Annotated in this window: 16 protein-coding genes and 2 pseudogenes; 11 read left to right on the top strand and 7 right to left on the bottom strand. The window is 62.9% G+C overall.

Translation table 11 applies throughout. The features are described from left to right. Positions 1 to 10: 10 nt before the first annotated feature. Entirely contained in the window at positions 11 to 457 is a 447-nt protein-coding gene (locus tag OVA00_RS36755; protein WP_060643654.1) for an MEKHLA domain-containing protein, read from the bottom strand. A gap of 33 nt (positions 458 to 490) precedes the next feature. After that, positions 491 to 943 (bottom strand): hypothetical protein, encoded by a 453-nt coding sequence (locus OVA00_RS36760; protein WP_034798155.1) that lies wholly within the window; start codon positions 941 to 943, stop codon positions 491 to 493. A gap of 135 nt (positions 944 to 1,078) precedes the next feature. Here OVA00_RS36760 and OVA00_RS36765 point away from each other — a divergent pair, with 135 nt between their 5' ends. The 6 genes and pseudogenes from OVA00_RS36765 (at position 1,079) to OVA00_RS36790 (ending at position 5,596) form a co-directional block, all read left to right on the top strand. Next, positions 1,079 to 1,354 (top strand): ribbon-helix-helix domain-containing protein, encoded by a 276-nt coding sequence (locus tag OVA00_RS36765; protein ID WP_268090844.1) that lies wholly within the window; start codon positions 1,079 to 1,081, stop codon positions 1,352 to 1,354. Beyond that, a pseudogene (locus tag OVA00_RS36770) lies at positions 1,351 to 1,641 on the top strand (type II toxin-antitoxin system RelE/ParE family toxin). Before OVA00_RS36765 ends, OVA00_RS36770 begins: the two are co-directional and overlap by 4 nt. A 165-nt stretch (positions 1,642 to 1,806) precedes the next feature. Next, positions 1,807 to 2,793, top strand: a complete 987-nt coding sequence (gene cysP, locus OVA00_RS36775) for a thiosulfate ABC transporter substrate-binding protein CysP (RefSeq protein ID WP_112772239.1) — start codon at positions 1,807 to 1,809, stop codon at positions 2,791 to 2,793. Positions 2,794 to 2,876: 83 nt separating this feature from the next. Next, positions 2,877 to 3,698, top strand: coding sequence for a sulfate ABC transporter permease subunit CysT (cysT, locus tag OVA00_RS36780; protein WP_112772240.1), 822 nt, complete (start codon positions 2,877 to 2,879; stop codon positions 3,696 to 3,698). 2 nt (positions 3,699 to 3,700) lie between these two features. Further along, positions 3,701 to 4,579 (top strand): sulfate ABC transporter permease subunit CysW, encoded by an 879-nt coding sequence (gene cysW, locus OVA00_RS36785; RefSeq protein WP_034798161.1) that lies wholly within the window; start codon positions 3,701 to 3,703, stop codon positions 4,577 to 4,579. Beyond that, positions 4,576 to 5,596 (top strand): annotated as a pseudogene (locus OVA00_RS36790) (sulfate/molybdate ABC transporter ATP-binding protein). Before cysW ends, OVA00_RS36790 begins: the two are co-directional and overlap by 4 nt. A gap of 30 nt (positions 5,597 to 5,626) precedes the next feature. On the opposite strand, the gene OVA00_RS36795 reads toward OVA00_RS36790, so the two are convergent. The 4 genes from OVA00_RS36795 to OVA00_RS36810 form a co-directional block, all read right to left on the bottom strand. Continuing rightward, positions 5,627 to 5,893, bottom strand: coding sequence for a DUF2277 domain-containing protein (locus tag OVA00_RS36795; RefSeq protein WP_034798165.1), 267 nt, complete (start codon positions 5,891 to 5,893; stop codon positions 5,627 to 5,629). A gap of 121 nt (positions 5,894 to 6,014) precedes the next feature. Further along, positions 6,015 to 7,328 (bottom strand): DUF2778 domain-containing protein, encoded by a 1,314-nt coding sequence (locus tag OVA00_RS36800; RefSeq protein WP_250806798.1) that lies wholly within the window; start codon positions 7,326 to 7,328, stop codon positions 6,015 to 6,017. 299 nt (positions 7,329 to 7,627) lie between these two features. Next, entirely contained in the window at positions 7,628 to 8,926 is a 1,299-nt protein-coding gene (locus OVA00_RS36805; protein WP_268090847.1) for a sensor histidine kinase, read from the bottom strand. Positions 8,927 to 9,153: 227 nt separating this feature from the next. Next, positions 9,154 to 10,056 (bottom strand): LysR family transcriptional regulator, encoded by a 903-nt coding sequence (locus tag OVA00_RS36810; protein ID WP_034798177.1) that lies wholly within the window; start codon positions 10,054 to 10,056, stop codon positions 9,154 to 9,156. A gap of 116 nt (positions 10,057 to 10,172) precedes the next feature. On the opposite strand from OVA00_RS36810, the gene OVA00_RS36815 reads away from it, so the two are divergent. The 3 genes from OVA00_RS36815 to OVA00_RS36825 all read left to right on the top strand — a co-directional run bounded on the left by OVA00_RS36815 (position 10,173) and on the right by OVA00_RS36825 (position 14,896). After that, positions 10,173 to 11,009, top strand: coding sequence for an oxidoreductase (locus OVA00_RS36815; RefSeq protein ID WP_060530560.1), 837 nt, complete (start codon positions 10,173 to 10,175; stop codon positions 11,007 to 11,009). 155 nt (positions 11,010 to 11,164) lie between these two features. Continuing rightward, positions 11,165 to 12,139: a FecR family protein gene (locus tag OVA00_RS36820; protein WP_268090848.1), complete on the top strand. Its 975-nt coding sequence runs from the start codon at positions 11,165 to 11,167 to the stop codon at positions 12,137 to 12,139. A 324-nt stretch (positions 12,140 to 12,463) separates the two neighbouring features. Then, positions 12,464 to 14,896: a TonB-dependent receptor domain-containing protein gene (locus OVA00_RS36825; RefSeq protein ID WP_268090849.1), complete on the top strand. Its 2,433-nt coding sequence runs from the start codon at positions 12,464 to 12,466 to the stop codon at positions 14,894 to 14,896. A 50-nt stretch (positions 14,897 to 14,946) separates the two neighbouring features. Here OVA00_RS36825 and OVA00_RS36830 read toward each other — a convergent pair whose 3' ends face one another. Then, entirely contained in the window at positions 14,947 to 16,404 is a 1,458-nt protein-coding gene (locus tag OVA00_RS36830; RefSeq protein ID WP_268090850.1) for an MDR family MFS transporter, read from the bottom strand. Between the two features lie 270 nt (positions 16,405 to 16,674). Here OVA00_RS36830 and OVA00_RS36835 point away from each other — a divergent pair, with 270 nt between their 5' ends. Together OVA00_RS36835 and OVA00_RS36840 are read left to right on the top strand one after the other, a co-directional pair. Next, on the top strand, positions 16,675 to 16,923 hold the full coding sequence (locus OVA00_RS36835) for a type II toxin-antitoxin system ParD family antitoxin (RefSeq protein WP_034798187.1): 249 nt from the start codon (positions 16,675 to 16,677) through the stop codon (positions 16,921 to 16,923). After that, positions 16,923 to 17,216: a type II toxin-antitoxin system RelE/ParE family toxin gene (locus OVA00_RS36840; protein WP_034798189.1), complete on the top strand. Its 294-nt coding sequence runs from the start codon at positions 16,923 to 16,925 to the stop codon at positions 17,214 to 17,216. Before OVA00_RS36835 ends, OVA00_RS36840 begins: the two co-directional genes overlap by 1 nt. The last annotated feature ends 7 nt before the right edge of the window (positions 17,217 to 17,223 follow it).

Consider the following 17,223-nt stretch of genomic DNA (forward strand, 5'->3'; position numbering starts at 1 on the left):
GGCAGCGCGCTTACAAATCCTTCCAGCTGTGGAACATGGCGGCCTGGCCGGCATGTTCGCCGTTGGCGCGCACCAATTGCCAGACGATGGCGTTCTCGATCCAGAAGCGGCGTCCGGATTTGGCGATCCGAAGGCCGCGATAGCTGTCGATGAAGCCCTTGGTGGAGACGCTGTCTAAAAGACGCTGCCGTTCCTCGCGGTTCGGCGCCTCGGCCGAGAGGCGCGACGGCATGCCGATGAACTCCTGCCAACTGTAGCCGAAGCAGGCCTGGGCGGTTTTGTTCGCGTAGAAGAAACGCGGGTCCTCCGACCGGTCGTGCGCCAAAAGCGCAAAGGGTGCGCTCTCGTAGAGCCAGCGGCCGTCGAACGGATGGTCGACCAGCTCCTTGCCGGTCACCTGGCGGTAACTTGCAACGATCAGGGCGAAGGCGTCATCGGCATCATATTCGGTTGTCATCGCCCTTCGACTCCATGGCCCAGGGTAGGGGCGTCAGGCGTTCAAGGACGGAATGAACTTCCCGTCATAACGCACGCGGAAATTCCGGCGTTGCGCATCTTCCTGGAAGCAGACGAACACCAGCTCGAGGTCATTTGCGCTGCTGCGCCTTCCAAGCAGGCTGAGCGTGATCACGACCACGCCGCCATAGGTGCGGGTCAGGGCGATCGCTGCCCTTCGAATTTCGTTGGTGCCGGCGTCGTCCCGCTCTTCGCGGCGCTCATAGACCTGCCAGAAGGGCGAAGCTTCCCAGGCCGCGCGCAGCGCCTCGGTGATCTGGTCCTTGAACTCCTCGACGGATCTGCCCTTGCTCCACGAGACGGTCTTTTCGGTGTAGTCGGCAAAAATGTCGAGATAGCCGTCATAGTCGTTCGCATCGGAGAAACAACGCTCGATCATCCCGAGCGCCATTTCATCGGAAATTCCTGCCTTGAAGTATATCGTCATCGAATCGCCAACCCTGCCTTGAACGCCTATCTAGTCAAAGCGCTAAGGATGTATCTAGTCCCCGATTGTCATATTGCTGCGGCCGAGAGGTTCCCCGCGTAAGGCGATCGGCTCTGGTGTTAAAGATCACCATTCATGCCAGTTTTTGCCGAATGCGCTATTCTGCCACCCATGAACACCATGAACATTTCCCTCCCGGACTCTCTCAAAAGCTTCGTCGACGAGCAGGTCGCCCGGCGAGGTTATGGTACGAGCAGCGAGTCTATCCGGGAGTTGATCCGCCGGGATCAGGACTGGCTCAATCTGCGTCGGCTATTGCTCGATGGTGCCTCTTCCGCACAAGCCGACCCGACCGACGCTGGCTACTTCGCCGATTTGCGTGACCGGGTTAGTGGTCGATCGGCCAAGTGAGCAACAAGCCGGTCATTTCGCGTCAACCGGCCAGCAGCGACGTCGAGGCGGCGATCGAGTGTTATGCAACGTAGGCTGGGGCTGACGTCGCTCACGCTTTTGGCGACGCGTTTCAGGCTGCCTACGCGTTGATTGTTGCGCGTCCGGAATCCGGTTCGTTGCGCTTTGCCTACGAACTGGCGCTCCCTCATTGGCGAAGTGTCGGTCTGAAGAGGTACCCATACCTCGTGTTCTATCGTCAACGGGCCGACCATATCGACGTGTGGCGCGTGCTGAATAAGCCCTGACTGTAAGCTATTGGTTGCCTTGGGAAAGCTGAGGCAAAAACTCCGCGAAACTGAGCGGAAACGAGACGAAATTTCTAAGGCTTGGCACAACCAGGGTCCGCGTTCCCTCGCGCTCCCACACGCCTGCCGATAGGTTCTGGGTCAGCATCAACACCGGAGAACCGCATGAAACGCCTCCTCATCCTCGGCGCCACCCTTGTCGCGCACTTTGTGACCCCTGCGCTGGCACAGGAGCCGACGAAGCTTCTCAACGCCTCCTACGACGTTTCGCGCGAACTCTTCGTTGCCGAGAACGAGGCCTTCATCAAGCAGCATCCGGGTGTGACCATCGACCAGTCGCATGCCGGTACGTCCAAGCAGGCCCGCTCGATCCTCGAAGGTCTGGAAGCCGATGTCGTGACCTTCAACCAGACCACCGATATCGAGTTCCTGGCCAAGAACGGCTTTGTCTCCAAGGACTGGGCAAAGGCATTCCCGAACAATGCCTCGCCTTTCTATTCCTTCCCGTCCTTCCTGGTGCGCAAGGGCAATCCGAAGAACATCAAGGACTGGTCCGATCTCGCCCGTGACGATGTTCACGCTGTCTTCCCCAATCCGAAAACGTCGGGCAATGCGCGCTACACCTATCTGGCGGCCTATGCCTGGGCCAAGGAGGCCTATGAAGGCGACGAGGCGAAGATCGAAGCCTACATTACCAAGATCTTCGACAACGTTCCGGTGTTCGACACCGGCGGCCGCGCCTCGACGACCACCTTCGTCGAGCGCGAAACCGGCGACGTCCTGATCACCTTCGAGGCAGAGACCCGCAGCATCGCCAAGCAGTATGGCGCCGACAGGGTCGAGGCCGTCATCCCGTCGGTCAGCCTGCTCGCCGAGTTCCCGGTCGCGGTCGTCGACAAGGTCGCCGAGAAGCACGGCACTCAGGCGCTCGCCAAGACCTATCTCGATTTCCTCTATACCGAGGAAGGCCAGCGCATCGCCGCCGAGTTCGGCCACCGCGTCCGCAACGAAAAGGTTGCCGGGGAATTCAAGGAACAGTTCCCCGACATTCGCCTCGTCAATGTCGATGACGTCTTTGGCGGCTGGAGCAAGATCCAGGCAGAGCACTTCGCTTCCGACGGCATTCTGGACAAGCTCTACGGCAGCCGCTGATCGCTCTTTAAACTCGCATTCAGTCAGCCCGGCAGACGAACCGTCTGCCGGGTTTCACCATGACATGACAAGGAAATGAACGCTTGAGACGCAATGTCCTGCCCGGGTTACGCCTGTCGCTGGGGGTGACGCTGCTCTATGTGAGCCTGATCGTCGTTCTGCCGCTGGCAGCCCTCGTGTTCAAGGCCGCAAGCCTCGGCCCTCTCGACTACTGGCAGATCGTCTCGTCGCCGCGGGCACTCGCAAGCTATCGCGTCACCGTGACGGCCGCCCTTGGCGCGACGCTCTTCAATCTCTTCTTCGGCCTGGCGTTCGCCTGGGTGCTGGTGCGCTACCGCTTTCCGGGGCGCCGCATCGTCGATGCCATGGTCGACCTGCCGTTTGCCTTGCCGACGGCCGTTGCCGGCATTTCGCTGACCGCACTTTTCACGACCAACGGCGTGTTTGGCTCAATCCTCGAAGACTACGGCATCAAGGTTGCCTATACGCCTATCGGCATCATGATCGCCATGTGCTTCACCTCGCTGCCCTTCATCGTGCGCACGGTGCAACCGGTACTGGAGGATCTCGATCCGGCGCTGGAGGAGGCAGCCCAGTCGCTTGGCGGCTCGGACCTCGCGATCTTCCGCAAGGTCATTCTGCCGCTGCTGACACCGGCGCTTCTCGCCGGCGTCTCTTTGTCCTTCGCCCGCTCGCTCGGCGAATTCGGCGCGATCATCTTCATCGCCGGCAACCAGCCGATGTCGACCGAGATCACCGCGCTGCTGATCTTCATCCGGCTTGAGGAATACGACTATCAGGCAGCGGCGGCGATCGCGTCCGTCCTGCTGCTCACGGCCTTCCTCATGCTCGCGGTAACCAACTGGCTGCAGGCGCGGGCGCTGCGCTACACGCGGAGGTCTTGACCATGAGTTTCAAAAAGACCGTACGCACGCTGCCGCGGGTCGGTGACGGCCCCGTGTTCCGCCGCGCCCTTATCGGTATCGTGCTGATCATCGGCGCATTCCTCATTCTCGCGCCGCTGCTGATCATCGGTGTCGAAGCCTTTGCCAAAGGCTGGCAGGTCTATCGCGACACGATCCTGCATCCCGACACGCGCCATGCGATCATGCTGACCGTGCTTGCGGCGCTGATCGCCGTACCCATCAACACCGCCTTCGGCGTGGCCGCCGCCTGGGCGATCACCAAATTCGATTTCCGCGGCAAGGGCTTCCTGTTGGTGGTGATCGAGATCCCGTTCTCGGTTTCACCGATCGTCGCGGGTGTTGCCTATCTCTTCGTCTACGGGCTGCAGGGCCTGTTTGGTCCGACACTTGATGCCTATGGCATCAAGATCCTGTTTGCCATTCCAGGCATCGTGCTCGCCTCGATGTTCGTCACCGCGCCGTTTGTCGCCCGGGAGCTCATTCCGCTGATGCAGGCCCAGGGGCGCGATCTCGAAGAGGCGGCCGTTTCCCTCGGCGCTTCCGGCTTCCGCACCTTCTTTTCGGTGACGTTGCCCAACATCAAGTGGGCGCTGCTCTACGGCGTCGTCCTTTGTAATGCGCGCGTGATGGGCGAGTTCGGCGCGGTATCGGTCGTCTCTGGTAACATCCGTGGCCAGACCAACACCCTGCCGCTCCATATCGAGCTGCTCTATCACGACTATCAGGCGGCGGGCGCTTTTGCGTCGGCGTCCATTCTGGCGCTCATCGCCGTCTTTACCATCATCGCCAAGGTCGCTCTGGAGCGCCAAGGGGCGGGCCGCGTCCGCCCAGTTGCCAATTCCGCGGAGAATGCATCATGAAGATCCGCCTTGACCACGTCGTCAAGACTTTCCAAACCTTCCGTGCCGTCAAGGACGTCTCCCTGGAGATCGAAAGCGGCGAGCTCGTCGCGCTGCTTGGGCCCTCCGGTTCTGGCAAGACGACGATATTGCGCATGGTTGCCGGCCTCGAATTCGCCGATGGCGGTCACATCTATTTCGGCGACCAGGATGCGACCGACATCCCGGTGCGCGATCGCGGCGTCGGCTTCGTGTTCCAGCACTACGCGCTTTTCCCGCATATGACCGTGGCGCAGAACATCTGCCTTCGGCATGGAGGTCTCGAAGGTCAAGCGCGACAAGGCGGCCATCCATGCGCGGGTCGCGGAACTGTTGCGCCTGGTTCGCCTCGAAGGGCTCGGCGAACGGTTTCCGGCGCAGATCTCCGGCGGTCAGCGCCAGCGCGTCGCACTTGCCCGCGCGCTTGCCGTCGATCCAAAGGTGCTGCTGCTGGACGAGCCTTTCGGCGCGCTTGATGCCAATGTCCGGCGTGAGCTGCGACGCTGGCTGCGCGAAATCCATAGTGAGCTCGGCATCACCACGCTCTTCGTCACGCACGACCAGGAAGAGGCGCTCGATCTCGCCGACCGCGTGGTGATCCTGAAGGATGGCCATATCGTTCAACAGGGGACGCCGGAGGAGGTCTGCCGCGAGCCGAAATCGGCCTTCGTCATGAAGTTCCTCGGCGATGCCAACATGCTTCCCGCCGAGGTGCGCGATGGTCGGGCCTATGCCGATGGCGCGGTCATCGATGCCGCAGGGATCGCCGACGGCAAGGCCGAGCTTTACGCCCGGCCGGTCGATCTCGACTGGGCGGCGGGAGGCCCGGGTATCGCGGCCAATATCAGCCGGGTGATGGATCGCCCTGGCGGCCGCCGGGTGGTCGCGACGACCGAGCGTGGCGTGCCGCTGGAGTTGGACCTGGAGCCGGAGCGGATCGTGAAGGCCGGCGACACCGGTTACGTGACGCTGCGGCGGGCAACGGTATTTGCGATTTAGGCTGAGCGCGCGGCCAGCCTCTTGCCGCCGTCAGGCGAAGCGGAGGGCGGACCGAGCGCGCGCCTTGGCTGCTTCTTCTTCCCGGTTGCGTGGGGGCTGTGACGTCTCGAGCGCATCGAGCAGTTCTTGCGCGCATGCCGCAATCGAATTGACCGCGTGCTCGAACGCCGCTTCGTTCCGCTTGGACGGCTTGCTCGTTCCGCTTAGCTTGCGCACGAACTGCAGCGCAGCGTCATGGATCTCGGCGTTCGTCGCCGGCGGCTCGAAATTGAACAGGGGTTTGATGTTTCGGCACATGACGGGCTCCCGGTCCTCTTCGTTCTCGCTCCTGTCGAGGGCCGGATCTTAGTGCCCGTTCCTCGTCAGCGAAAGACCTTTACCGTCCGCTGCCTGCGATCCAACCGTTGGCCGGCTCCGCTCAGGAGTTCCGGCCGTTCTGTGCCAGGCGCATGCCGGCCGCGCGTCCGCCGCTCGGCACCACGACGATCTGCTTGACCTTGCCCTGCTTGAAGGCGGTCAGGAAACGCGGATAGTCGGCGAAGGCGACGCAGCCATGGGATTCCGCGCGCTTGCCGCGCAGCAGGTAGCTATGCGTCAGGAAACCGTCGCGGCCGTGCTTGTTCCTTCCGTCGACCGGCAGCATGCGGATTGCCTCGACCCCGTGGAAACGCGTTTCGCGCATCCTGAGATTGTAGGTGTGCGGCGGGGTCGGTCCGGTCATTTTGACGTCGACGTAGCGCGGGTTGTCGGCCATCTTGCCGATACCGGAATGCGCCTCGAGCACACTGCCGTCAGGCATATAGACCTTGGCAGCGGTGATGTCGTAGACGGCGACGCCGTTGCCGGCCTTCGCTCCGCCGCCAAACATGTTACGCAACGCCTGGCCGAAACCGGTGCCGGCACTGTTCTCGGTCGGATCTTCCGGCCGTGCATAGGCAAGTTTCTGCTTCTTCGGCGCTTCGTCCGCGTCTGCCTTGGCTGTCTCTTCTTCCTTTTTCACCGCTGCGTCTTCCGCCTGCTTGGTCGCAGGCTTTTCGTCTTCGGCGGGCGGCTTTTCCGCTTGCGCGGTGCGGGGGCGGAATTGCGGCATGGGACCGACCGAGGGCGTGTCCTCATGGCTCGGCAGGGCGGCCGTGTCTTCAGCCTGGTCCTGGTCCGGTTGTTCGGCGAGATCGTCCTCGGACGGCGCCGTCAACAGAGCCGAAAAGGCGCTGCCTTCCACGTGGCTCTGTGAGGGGGTGGCGTAGGCGAGCTGGACCGGGTTCTTGGCAATGGCAACAGACGCCACCGGCGCGAAGCGTTCTGGCGCCGGGAGCTTTACCGTGGCGATCTGATGGTGAACCTGGGTAGCGGGAACGGGGATGCTCGCGACTTTCTCGGACGAGAGAACAGCCTTTTTCACCGCGGCTGCAATCCGGGCGCTCTTGCCGATCGTTTCCGCATCTATCGGGAACAGGGCATCGTGCCCGAACCTCGCCTCGCTGGGAGCGAGGCTTGCGACCATGACGGGCTGCGCCGCGGCGGCGGCCACGAGCCGCGTCGCCTGGTTGGTTCTGGCGTGCTTGTCCCAGGCGCGCTCTTTGGTCGTCTCGGCCAAATGCAGCTGCGGCTTCGGCAGCAGGCGGCCGGAACCATGCGCGTAGGAACTGCCGATCGCGGCCATGCCGACAAGCGACCACGCAGCCGCGCCGACGAGAGCGGTGCCGCAGCAAGTGATCAGCAATGGGCGCAACAGACGGTGCAAAGACTGTGGGCGAATGATCTTACTCAACAACGCAAATCAAGCCAGAAAATCTCACAAAGGCTCTCAGCCCGGCGAGCGAACGCCGCTGCGCGATTTCTGGATTGTCCCCTTCTTGACGACTGATGGACAAAAGATGGAGAAGTATGGTTAAATTTTGCTTTCCAACCGCCGAAATAGATCCTGGATCGATTTTTTTCCGCCGAAAAGGCCCATTTCGGCCGCTTTCCGGGCGACTAGTACTCGGACTACGCTCACACTTGCCTGTTGGGGGTACTACGGATTGCAGCTCAGATGCGTCCGTTCTCAAAGGCCAGCCGGAAGCAGGCACCGCCGCTCTGTGAGGTCAGGATGCTCACGCGGCCTTTGTGTCGCTGCGCGATCTGCAGAACGAGATTGAGGCCGAGACCAGCGCCACGTTCGCGCGGCTTGAGGCGGTAAAAAGCCTCGAAGACGCGCTCGCGTTCCGCCTCCGGGATGCCCGGGCCGTCGTCGCTGACTTCGATCACGCCGTCCGGCTCGACCCGTACGACGATCACGCCCTGGTTCCCGGCATGCTCGATCGCGTTCTGGACGAGATTGGTAACCGCCCGTTCGAGCGAGACTGCGTCGCCCTGTATCAGCGACTGCTCGGTGTTTTGTTCAAACGACAGGTCGTAGCCTTCGTCGATGGCGAGCGGCGCAAGGTCGGCAACGACGTTGCGGCAGAGCGCGACGAGGTCCACGGCGGTGAAGGGCCTGGCGTCGGCTTCCAGCCGTTGCAGATCGAGCAACTGCTCGGCAAGCGCTGAAATCCTCTCGCAGTCGGAGATCAACCGGTCGCGCTCCGGCCCTGAGGCGAGCAAGTCGAGCCGCGCCTGAAGAATGGCCACAGGCGTCCGCAGCTCATGGGCGGCGTCGAGAATGAAGCGCTGATGTTGGCCATAGGATTGATCGAGCCGGTGAAGGGCGCTGTTGATGCCGCGCACGAGCGGGTGGACCTCGCTCGGAACCGCCGTTTCGGCCAGCCGGTGGCTCCGGTGCGTAATGTTGATCTCATCCGTTTCGCGGGCGAGATCGGAGATGCCCCGGATCGCCCGGTTGACGATGCGGGGCACCGCGAAGATCGTGACGAGCGCGAGCAGCACCAGCATCGGCGCGACGAACAGGCGTGAGAACGAGAGGATGAGCGAAGGTTGGCTCAGAAGCGTTCCCTGTCCGAATACGGTGAAGCTGCCTTCCTCGTTTGTCATGCGCCGGATGACGGCGAGATAGTTCGATGGCGGGCCGTCGTCGCGGATGTCCGAATAGGTCATTCGGTCGAGGGCCACGGTCATGCCGCGGTAGATCTCCGGTACGTCGCCGGACTGAACGATCTCGCCCCCGTCGCTGCGCGCGATGAACCAGAAATGCGGTTGCTCGCGACGAACGCGTGCCAGTTCCGCGGTGTCAGCGAGTTCGAGCTTGCCGCTGGCACTCCGCTTGATCGCGCGGAACGCCGTCTCGACCGGGGCGGGACTGACGAGCGCGCCGCCTTCGTCAGCGACGACGAGCCGCGTGACGAACGATAGGCCGAACGCAAGAAGCACCGCCAGCTGCAGAACCAGCAAGTGTGCAATGAGACGTTGCTTGAGAGACCGTGGCCAGAGCTACACTATCCGCACCTGTTGTTGGACCGGCAACGCCGTTCGGCTGACGCTTTTATTGAGGCGGCATAGACCGATGTCAGTAAAACCTTGCCGAGACGATTGTAAACGCGAGGTTGCACGGACATTACGCGGAAAGGCGGGGGGGGGGGGCAGCGAGCAGGCCCGACGATCGCTTACGCTGTTCCGGCTCAAGGCGTTGACTTGTCCCAGACCCTGGCGAAATCGACGAATGCCCTGAGAGCCGCCGGCATCTGGCGTCGGCTCGGATAATAGAGATAGAAGCCACCATAATAGGGGCACCAGTCTTCAAGGACGCGGACCAGCTTGCCCTCGTCGATGAGCGCGCGCACCTGGTCCTCGAAGGCAAAGGCGATCCCCGCGCCGAGAAGGGCCGCGTCGACCATCATGTCCTGGTCATCGACGATCAGGGCACCGGTCACCTCGACCTGAACTTCGACACCGCCGCGCTCGAACTCCCAGGCATAGAGCCTTCCGCTGCCGAAGCGCAGTCCGATGCAGGACAGCGCCTTCAGATGCTCGGGAGCAGTCGGCCTTGCGTGGCGCTCGAAGAAGGAAGGTGTTGCCACGATCGCGGTACGCTGGCGCGGACCGATCGGGACGGCGATCATGTCCTGCGCGACGATCTCGCCAAAGCGAACACCCGCATCGAAACCCTCCGACACCATGTCGACAAGGTCGTTATCGACGACGATCTCGATGTTGACCTTCGGATGACTTTCGAGAAACCGCGCAACGATTGGCAGGAGAACCATTTTTGCCGAAGCGCGCGCCGTGTTGAACCTCAACCGTCCGATCGGCGCTCCCCGGAAATTGTTGAGATCGTCAAGGGCGTCCTCGATGTCGCGGAAGGCGGGCGCCACGCGGGCGAGCAGAAGTTCTCCCGCCTCGGTCAGCGCAACGCTGCGGGTGGTCCGGTTGAAGAGCCTAAGGTCCAGGCGCTCCTCAAGCGCCTTCAAGGCGTGGCTGAGTGCGGACGGCGTGCAGCCGATCTCGTCGGCGGCACGGCGGAAGCTCTGGTGGCGGGCGAGCGCAAGGAAAGGCGACAGGTCGGACGGCGATATGGTTCGCATTGATGAATACGACTCAACAACTCAACAAGAATCCAGTCGATTATCTCAGCAGACGTCTCGCAGTACAACCTTCCCAGCCGCCGACGATGGAGCGGCGAAACAAACCGGAGGTTCACATGCATACGTGGTTCATCACTGGCGCATCCCGTGGATTTGGTGCTCTTATCGTTGAAAAGGCCCTGGCGAAGGGTGATCAGGTGGTCGCGACGGCGCGCAATCCCAGGGCGATCGCGGACCGCTTCGGGGATCATCCCAATCTCCTGGCCGTCGCGCTCGACGTCACTGACGAGGCCCAGGCGCATCAGGCTGTGGGCCAGGCGATCGCGCGCTTCGGGCGCATCGACATCCTGGTCAACAACGCCGGCTACGGTCTCCTGGGCGCGGTCGAGGAAGCGACAGGTCCCGAGATTGAAGCGCTCTATCGGACCAACGTCTTCGGACTTCTGGCCGTGACCCGCGCGGTGCTGCCGCACATGCGTCGCCAACGCCATGGGCGGATCCTCAACTTCTCATCCGTCGGCGGCTACCGCAGCGGACCCGGTTTCGGCGTTTACTGCTCGACGAAGTTTGCCGTCGAGGGACTGACCGAGGCTTTGGCGGCGGAACTCGCGCCCCTCGGAATCTACGCGACGGCGATCGAGCCCGGTTATTTCCGCACGGATTTTCTCGACTCGACATCACTGAGCGTCAGCCCGATCGAGATCAGCGACTATGCGGAGACCGCAGGTGCCGTCCGCAGCAAGGCGAAGGAGATCAGCCACAACCAGCCGGGCAACCCCGACAGGCTTGCGGACGTACTGATCGCGTTCGTCGATGCGGAGCAGCCGCCGGTCCGGCTTCCGCTTGGCAGCGACACGGTGGCTGCGATCGAGGCCAAGCACGCTTCGGATCGCGATCTTCTTGCCCAGTGGCACACGGTTTCCGTTTCGACAGACTTCGAACAGGCCGTTTGAAACAGAGCCTGGATCGATTTTCTTCTGATCAGCAATAAATGCCGCCGGTACCGACTGCCCGGAACCATCCGGGGTTCGGTGCCGGCGATCCAATCCCCGCGTTTTCGCGCAAAGGCGCTTGTCGGGCTCTAAAACATGAGTATAAGAGACACGTATTGGCGTGCGGCATCGGATGTCCCGCAAGGGACATCTCCGACGCGGCGCTCGCCTGGGTCGTCCGGCTGCATTCCGGCGAGGCGACCAGCGAGGACCAACGCGCCTATGATGCGTGGCGCGGACAAAGTGCCGAGCACGAGGCGGCGGCGGTCGAAGCGGAAGCCTTGTGGGACGATGCGGCACACCTGCGCCGCGATCGCCGCACCGGTCTCGTCTATCCCGGCCGCTACACCGCACTCCTTTCGCGCCGCCGTCTTCTAACCGGTGCGGTCGGCATCGCTGTTCTGGGAGGCGGGCTTGCCGCTTCGCGCCCCTGGCTGCGCATCCTCGGCTCCGACTATGCGACCACCCCGGCAGAGACGCGTTCGATCGACCTGCCCGACGGGTCACGGGTGGTCCTCAACGCGCGCACTGCGATGGACGTGGATTTCGACGAACGGGCGCGCCGGGTGGTTCTGAAGGAAGGCCAGGCATTCTTCGACGTGGCGGCGGACGCACGACCCTTTCAGGTTGCCTCAGGTGAAACCATCGTCAAGGCCCTTGGAACCGCCTTCGACGTGGACGCCAATGCCGCCGATGGTTCGCTCGGCATCGCCGTCACCCGCCATTCCGTTCGCGTATCGCCAATGGCAGGCGGGGACCTCATGGGCGTTACGATCGCCGAGGGAGAGCGCGTGTCGGTCGGGGGTGACGGCGCCATCGGTAACCCTGTCGTGCAGGATCCGGCAATCGCACTTGCATGGCAGTCCGGCATGTATGTCGCCGAAAACCGCAGGCTCGGCGACGTCGTCGCTGCCCTTAGCCGCTATCACGGCGGCTGGATCGTCTTCAGCCACGACCGCTTGAAGTCGACGCTGGTCAGCGCGGTACTGGATCTCAGAACCCCTGACGCCTCGCTTTCAGCACTTGCGTCCGGCCTGCCGATCCGGGTCACGCGCATGACGCGCTTCGTGACATTGATCTCGGCGGTCTAGCCGGTTTCATTTTTTTTCGAACATCGTTGCGGGTTTTTGGGTGACGCCTCGTCTCGGCTTTTGAGGGATGTGTCCTGCCAGCAGGAAGAACGATCCCTCGCTCAAAGCATGGGAATAGGGATCAGATGTCCAGACAAACGGGGCGAAACAAACTTCTTGGCGCGGTCGTGGTCGCAACCACGGCGGTCGGTTCACTTCAAACGGCAATGCCGGCTCTGGCACAACAGGAACGGTCTGCCCGTTCCGGCGCCACCACCTTCGACATACCGGCGCAGTCCCTGACCGCGGCGCTTACGGCATTTGCGCGGCAGTCGGGGCTGAGACTTGCCTGAGGCGCTCTCGCAGCTTTTGTCCGGCAGCGGCCTCTCCTATAGCCTGAACGGCGGGACCGTCACGATCACCGAGCGCGTTTCCGGTGCGCACGCGGTCGGTGCGGCCAACGGCGAGACGATGCTTGCGCCGATCGTCGCCGGCGGCGGCATCATCAATCCGGTGGATGCGCCCTATGAAACGGCTGCGCCGACCGCCTACATCTCGCAAGAAAATATCGACCGCTTCCGAGGCTCGAGCCCGGCCGACATTTTCCGCGGCACGCCGGGCGTGCTTTCCGGCGAAGCGCGCAACGGCGCCGGCGCCGTCGACGTCAACATCCGCGGCATGCAGGGCATGGGCCGCGTTGCCGTCACCGTCGACGGAGCCAGCAATTCGGCCACGGTCTATCAGGGCTATCAGGGCATCTCCAACCGGACCTTCGTCGATCCGGATTTCCTGGGGGGCGTCGATATCACCAAGGGTTCGGACGTCGCATCGAGCGGTATCGCCGGCACGGTGGCGATGCGCACGCTGGACGCCGGCGACATCGTGAAGGAGGGGCACACATTCGGTCTTCGGGTCAAAGGCGGCTTCGGCACTAACACATCCACGCCGCCGCCTGCCGGCACCACGGCGGGTTATGCCTGGCCGGGGGGCACCTGGGCGCCTCCGGTCGCAACGGCAAAAAGCGACGGAATGGACCGCCCCTCGTTCTTCGATCCGACCAGCGGCTCGGGCAGCATCGTCGGTGCGATGCAGGAAGAAAACGTCGACCTCCTTGCCGGTTACGCCTATCGCCGACAGGGCAACTATCACGCGGGCACCAACGGACCCTCGGCAGTACCGGTCAGCATGGGACCGCGACCCTTCTGCTATGAGAGCGGCGTATGCCTGCCGCCCGCCCGGGGCTGGAAAGACTATATCGACAATATTGGCATCGCCAACTACCGCGCCGGCGAGGAGGTGCTGAACACCCAGCTCCAGACAAAGTCCTATCTCGCCAAGGGCACAGTTCGCTTCGAGAACGGTCACAGCCTGCAGTTCGGCTACAATGGTTTTCGCAGCGAGGCCGGCGACCTCCTGGCGTCGCGCCTGACCTCGGATCGGGGTCAGGCGATGCAGCAGGGCCAGACGGCGGGAACGAAGGTCGATGCCGGCACGCTTCGATACGGCTGGAAGCCTGACGACAACGACCTCATCGATCTCAAGGCCAATCTCTGGGCCACGCGGCTGGAGCTGCGCAATCCCCGGCGGAGCGGCGTGCTCTATCCGCAGCCCGGAGATTTCGGCCTGCCGGCCGATTTCCGCACCGGCTCCGACACCTTCATGTGGGGCGCCGATGTCGCAAACACGTCGGTCTTGTCGACCAACTACGGCGCGCTCGACCTGACCTACGGCCTGTCGTTCCTGAGCGAGGATACGCGACCGAGCAAGTTCACACCGGAACTGGAGACCTGGCTCGACCTTCGCGATGGCACGCGGCAGGAGGCGGCGGCCTTCACCAAGGCTGCCTGGAAAGCCACCGATTGGCTGACGATCAATGGTGGCCTGCGCTACCAGCACTACTGGACCGAGGATCGAAATGCCCCCGAACAGGCTCGACCGGGCTACACCTACGACACGGCCCTCAGCGACGGCGGCTTCAGCCCCTCGGTGGGCGTGACGTTGGAGCCCTTCGACGGCACTCAATTTTATGTGAACTACTCGAATGCACTGCGCTCGCCGAGCATCTTCGAGGGCGTTTCGGCCTTCACCATGAACATCAATTCCAACCTGCGGCCGGAACGGTCGAGCAATTGGGAGGTGGGCACCAACCTGAGGCACGAAGGCGTATTTTCGGCCGACGACCAGGCGATGATGAAGCTCGGCTTCTTCGACTGGAATGTCGACAACTACATCTCGCGCGAATGGTATACCGATCCGCGCGGGATCTCCGGCATGCGCATTCACAACATTGCCGGCGCGCACTTCCAGGGCATAGAACTGTCCGGTCGTTATGAACGCGGCGGCTTTACCGCCGAGCTCGCCGCCAACTACTACACCGACGTCGAGTTTTGCCGAACGGCGACCACTTGCGGACACAAGTCGCTCTATGCCGACTACGCCACCAACCAGGTGCCGCCGGAATACACGGTCGCGCTGACGCTATCGCAGACATTCCTCGACGACGCCTTGACGGTTGGCGGGCGGATTTCTCGCACAGGATCGCGCGCGATCGGTCATGGCGACGTGACCGCGCAGGGCGCTTCCCAGTTCATCTCGCTGATCGACTGGAAGCCCTATACGCTGGTGGACGCGTTCGCCGAGTACCGGATCAACGAGACCCTGACGGCGAGCTTCCACATCGAGAACCTGACCGACGCCTATTATGTCGATCCCTTGAGCCTGGTGCAGCAGCCCGGCCCGGGCCGTACTTTCTACGCCTCGCTGAAGGCGGAGTTCTAAGCCCGCGAACTGCATGCCGTTCATGACCGCGCCGGCGCCGGCGCGGTCAGCTATTCAACGACTGCGGCGACGGGATTTTCGTCACGGCCTCGCAGTGGTTTTTCCGGCATGAGATGAAAGAAGACGAGCGCCGCCGCCATCGCTGCGGCGCTCGCGATGAAGATATAGGTGAAGGGCACGGCCGACGTAACCGTCGTGCCGAGCGGTTCCACCCCTTCGCCAGCAAGCGGCAGTCCGTTGCCAAGAGCGATCGCGCCGAATGCCGCGACGCCGAGGGCGCCACCGAGCGATCGCAGGAACGTCAGAACACCGGTGGCGACGCCAAGATGCGCCTGGTCGACGGCGTTCTGAACCGAAATCGTCGCCACCGGAAAGGTCATGCCCGAGCCGAAACCGGCGGCGAATGTCAGCATTTCGAGGACGACGAGCGAGGTCCGACCGGCGAGAGCAGCAAGGGCCGCCAGGCAAAGGAAGGCCAGCGCGCCGCCGACCAGCGCCATCCTCTTATAGTGAACGATGCGCGGTATCGTCCGCCCGCTGGTCGTCGCTCCACAGACGGTCCCAAGCAGCAGGCCGAGCATCACCACGCCCGAACTGCTGGCCGACAGGCCATGGAACGTTTGCGCATAGACCGGGATATAGACCGAGAGCCCGACATTGGCGCCCTGCGCCAGAAACATCGCGAGCGTTCCGTAGCGCACTATGGGATTGGCAAGCACTTCCAGCGAGATCAGCGGTTCGCTCGCCCTGCGCAGCCGCATGGCAAAGGCGAACCAGAGCACGACGGAAACGCCAAGCAAGCCGAGTATGACGGCGGAAAGCCATGGGTAGCGGCTGCCGCCCCAGTTGAGCGCAAGCAGCAATAGCGAAGTCGCAGCGACGAGCAATAGGGCTCCGGCCCCGTCGATACGATGCGCGCGGGCGACGGTCGGCAGCTTCCTCAGGGGCTTGTTGATGATCGCCATCGCCACCAGCCCCAGCGGGATGTTGATCCAGAAGATCAGCGACCAGTGCAGATGCTCGGCGAAGGTGCCGCCGAGCAGCGGCCCGGCGATGCTCGCGACCGCCCAGGTTCCCGATATCCAGGCGGCGTAACGCGCCCGTTCCTTGGGCGGTACGAGATCGCCGATGACGGTCTGCGCCAGCGCAAACAGGCCGCCGCCACCAAGACCCTGCACCGCACGGCCTACGATCAGTGTCAGCATGTTGGGCGCCAGCGCGCTTATAAGCGATCCCGCAAGGAAAATGATGATGGCCGCAAAGATCGTCGGCCGCCGTCCGTAGATATCCGAGATCTTGCCGTAAAGCGGCGCCATTGCCGTCGCGGTCAGCAGGTAGCCGGTCACGACCCACGGCAGATAGTCGCTATGTCCCAGCGCCTTGCCGATGGTCGGCATCGCCGGCGCCACGATCGTCTGGTCGAGTGCTGCCAGAAGCATGGAGAGAAGAACGCCGCCGATGATGACGTTCTTTTCCGGCTCGGAAAGGGCGGACCCCGTTGCTGCCATTGCATTTCGATGAAGCGTCTCAGTCATTCTTGCGGCCTGATTGCAATCCGACGTTTAGTAGTGCCGACGGCATTCAGAAAGGCTGGCATGCCGATAGTCAACCGCCTTGGCGATCAGACCGGACCGGCGCCTCCGATGCACCGCACGATAGTCTGCACGAGCGTAGCAGGATGCGGGGCTGTGCGGGGCGAAAACCGGCAGCCTGGGCTTGCTGATTTGACAAACTTTGCCAAAGTATGCCATGCTTGCCTGCAGGAAATGGAGACCGACATGGCGACGATGAACGTATCCTTGCCCGACCCGATGAAGGATTGGGTGGAAGCGCAAACGCGCACGGGCCGTTATGCCAACGCCAGCGATTATGTGCGCGACCTCATCCGCAGGGATCAGGAGCGAAATGACAAGGTTGCGGTGATGCAACGCTTTGTCGACGACGGTCTGAAGAGCGGCGTCGGGTCCCGCTCCAAGGACGAGCTCTTTTCCGCGGCGCTTACGCGCGCTGAAGTGCCGCGCGGATAATGGCGTTTCGGCTTTCCGTCGCGGCAGAAGAAGACATCATCGCGATCGCCGCAGATGGGGTGCGCCTTTTCGGCTCCGCCCAGGCGCGGCGATATCACGATGAACTCTTCGCCGTATTCGCCTTGATTGCCGCCAACCCGCGCATGGCGCGCGAACGCACGGAGCTGTCGCCGCCGATGCGCATCCATCCGTTCAAGGCGCATCTGGTCGTCTACCGGGTCGAGGCGGACGGCGACATCCTCGTCGTTCGCGTCCGTCATGGGCATGAGGACTGGATCAGCAACGCATTTTAAGCAGGGG

This window comes from Ensifer sp. SL37, assembly GCF_026672675.1.
GTDB lineage: Bacteria > Pseudomonadota > Alphaproteobacteria > Rhizobiales > Rhizobiaceae > Ensifer > Ensifer adhaerens.

Coding starts and splice junctions, on each gene's coding strand:
- OVA00_RS36755 (WP_060643654.1), bottom strand. CDS start 457: ATGACAACCGAATATGATGCCGATGACGCCTTCGCCCTGATCGTTGCA.
- OVA00_RS36760 (WP_034798155.1), bottom strand. CDS start 943: ATGACGATATACTTCAAGGCAGGAATTTCCGATGAAATGGCGCTCGGG.
- OVA00_RS36765 (WP_268090844.1), top strand. CDS start 1,079: ATGCCAGTTTTTGCCGAATGCGCTATTCTGCCACCCATGAACACCATG.
- cysP (WP_112772239.1), top strand. CDS start 1,807: ATGAAACGCCTCCTCATCCTCGGCGCCACCCTTGTCGCGCACTTTGTG.
- cysW (WP_034798161.1), top strand. CDS start 3,701: ATGAGTTTCAAAAAGACCGTACGCACGCTGCCGCGGGTCGGTGACGGC.
- OVA00_RS36795 (WP_034798165.1), bottom strand. CDS start 5,893: ATGTGCCGAAACATCAAACCCCTGTTCAATTTCGAGCCGCCGGCGACG.
- OVA00_RS36810 (WP_034798177.1), bottom strand. CDS start 10,056: ATGCGAACCATATCGCCGTCCGACCTGTCGCCTTTCCTTGCGCTCGCC.
- OVA00_RS36815 (WP_060530560.1), top strand. CDS start 10,173: ATGCATACGTGGTTCATCACTGGCGCATCCCGTGGATTTGGTGCTCTT.
- OVA00_RS36830 (WP_268090850.1), bottom strand. CDS start 16,404: ATGGCAGCAACGGGGTCCGCCCTTTCCGAGCCGGAAAAGAACGTCATC.
- OVA00_RS36835 (WP_034798187.1), top strand. CDS start 16,675: ATGGCGACGATGAACGTATCCTTGCCCGACCCGATGAAGGATTGGGTG.
- OVA00_RS36840 (WP_034798189.1), top strand. CDS start 16,923: ATGGCGTTTCGGCTTTCCGTCGCGGCAGAAGAAGACATCATCGCGATC.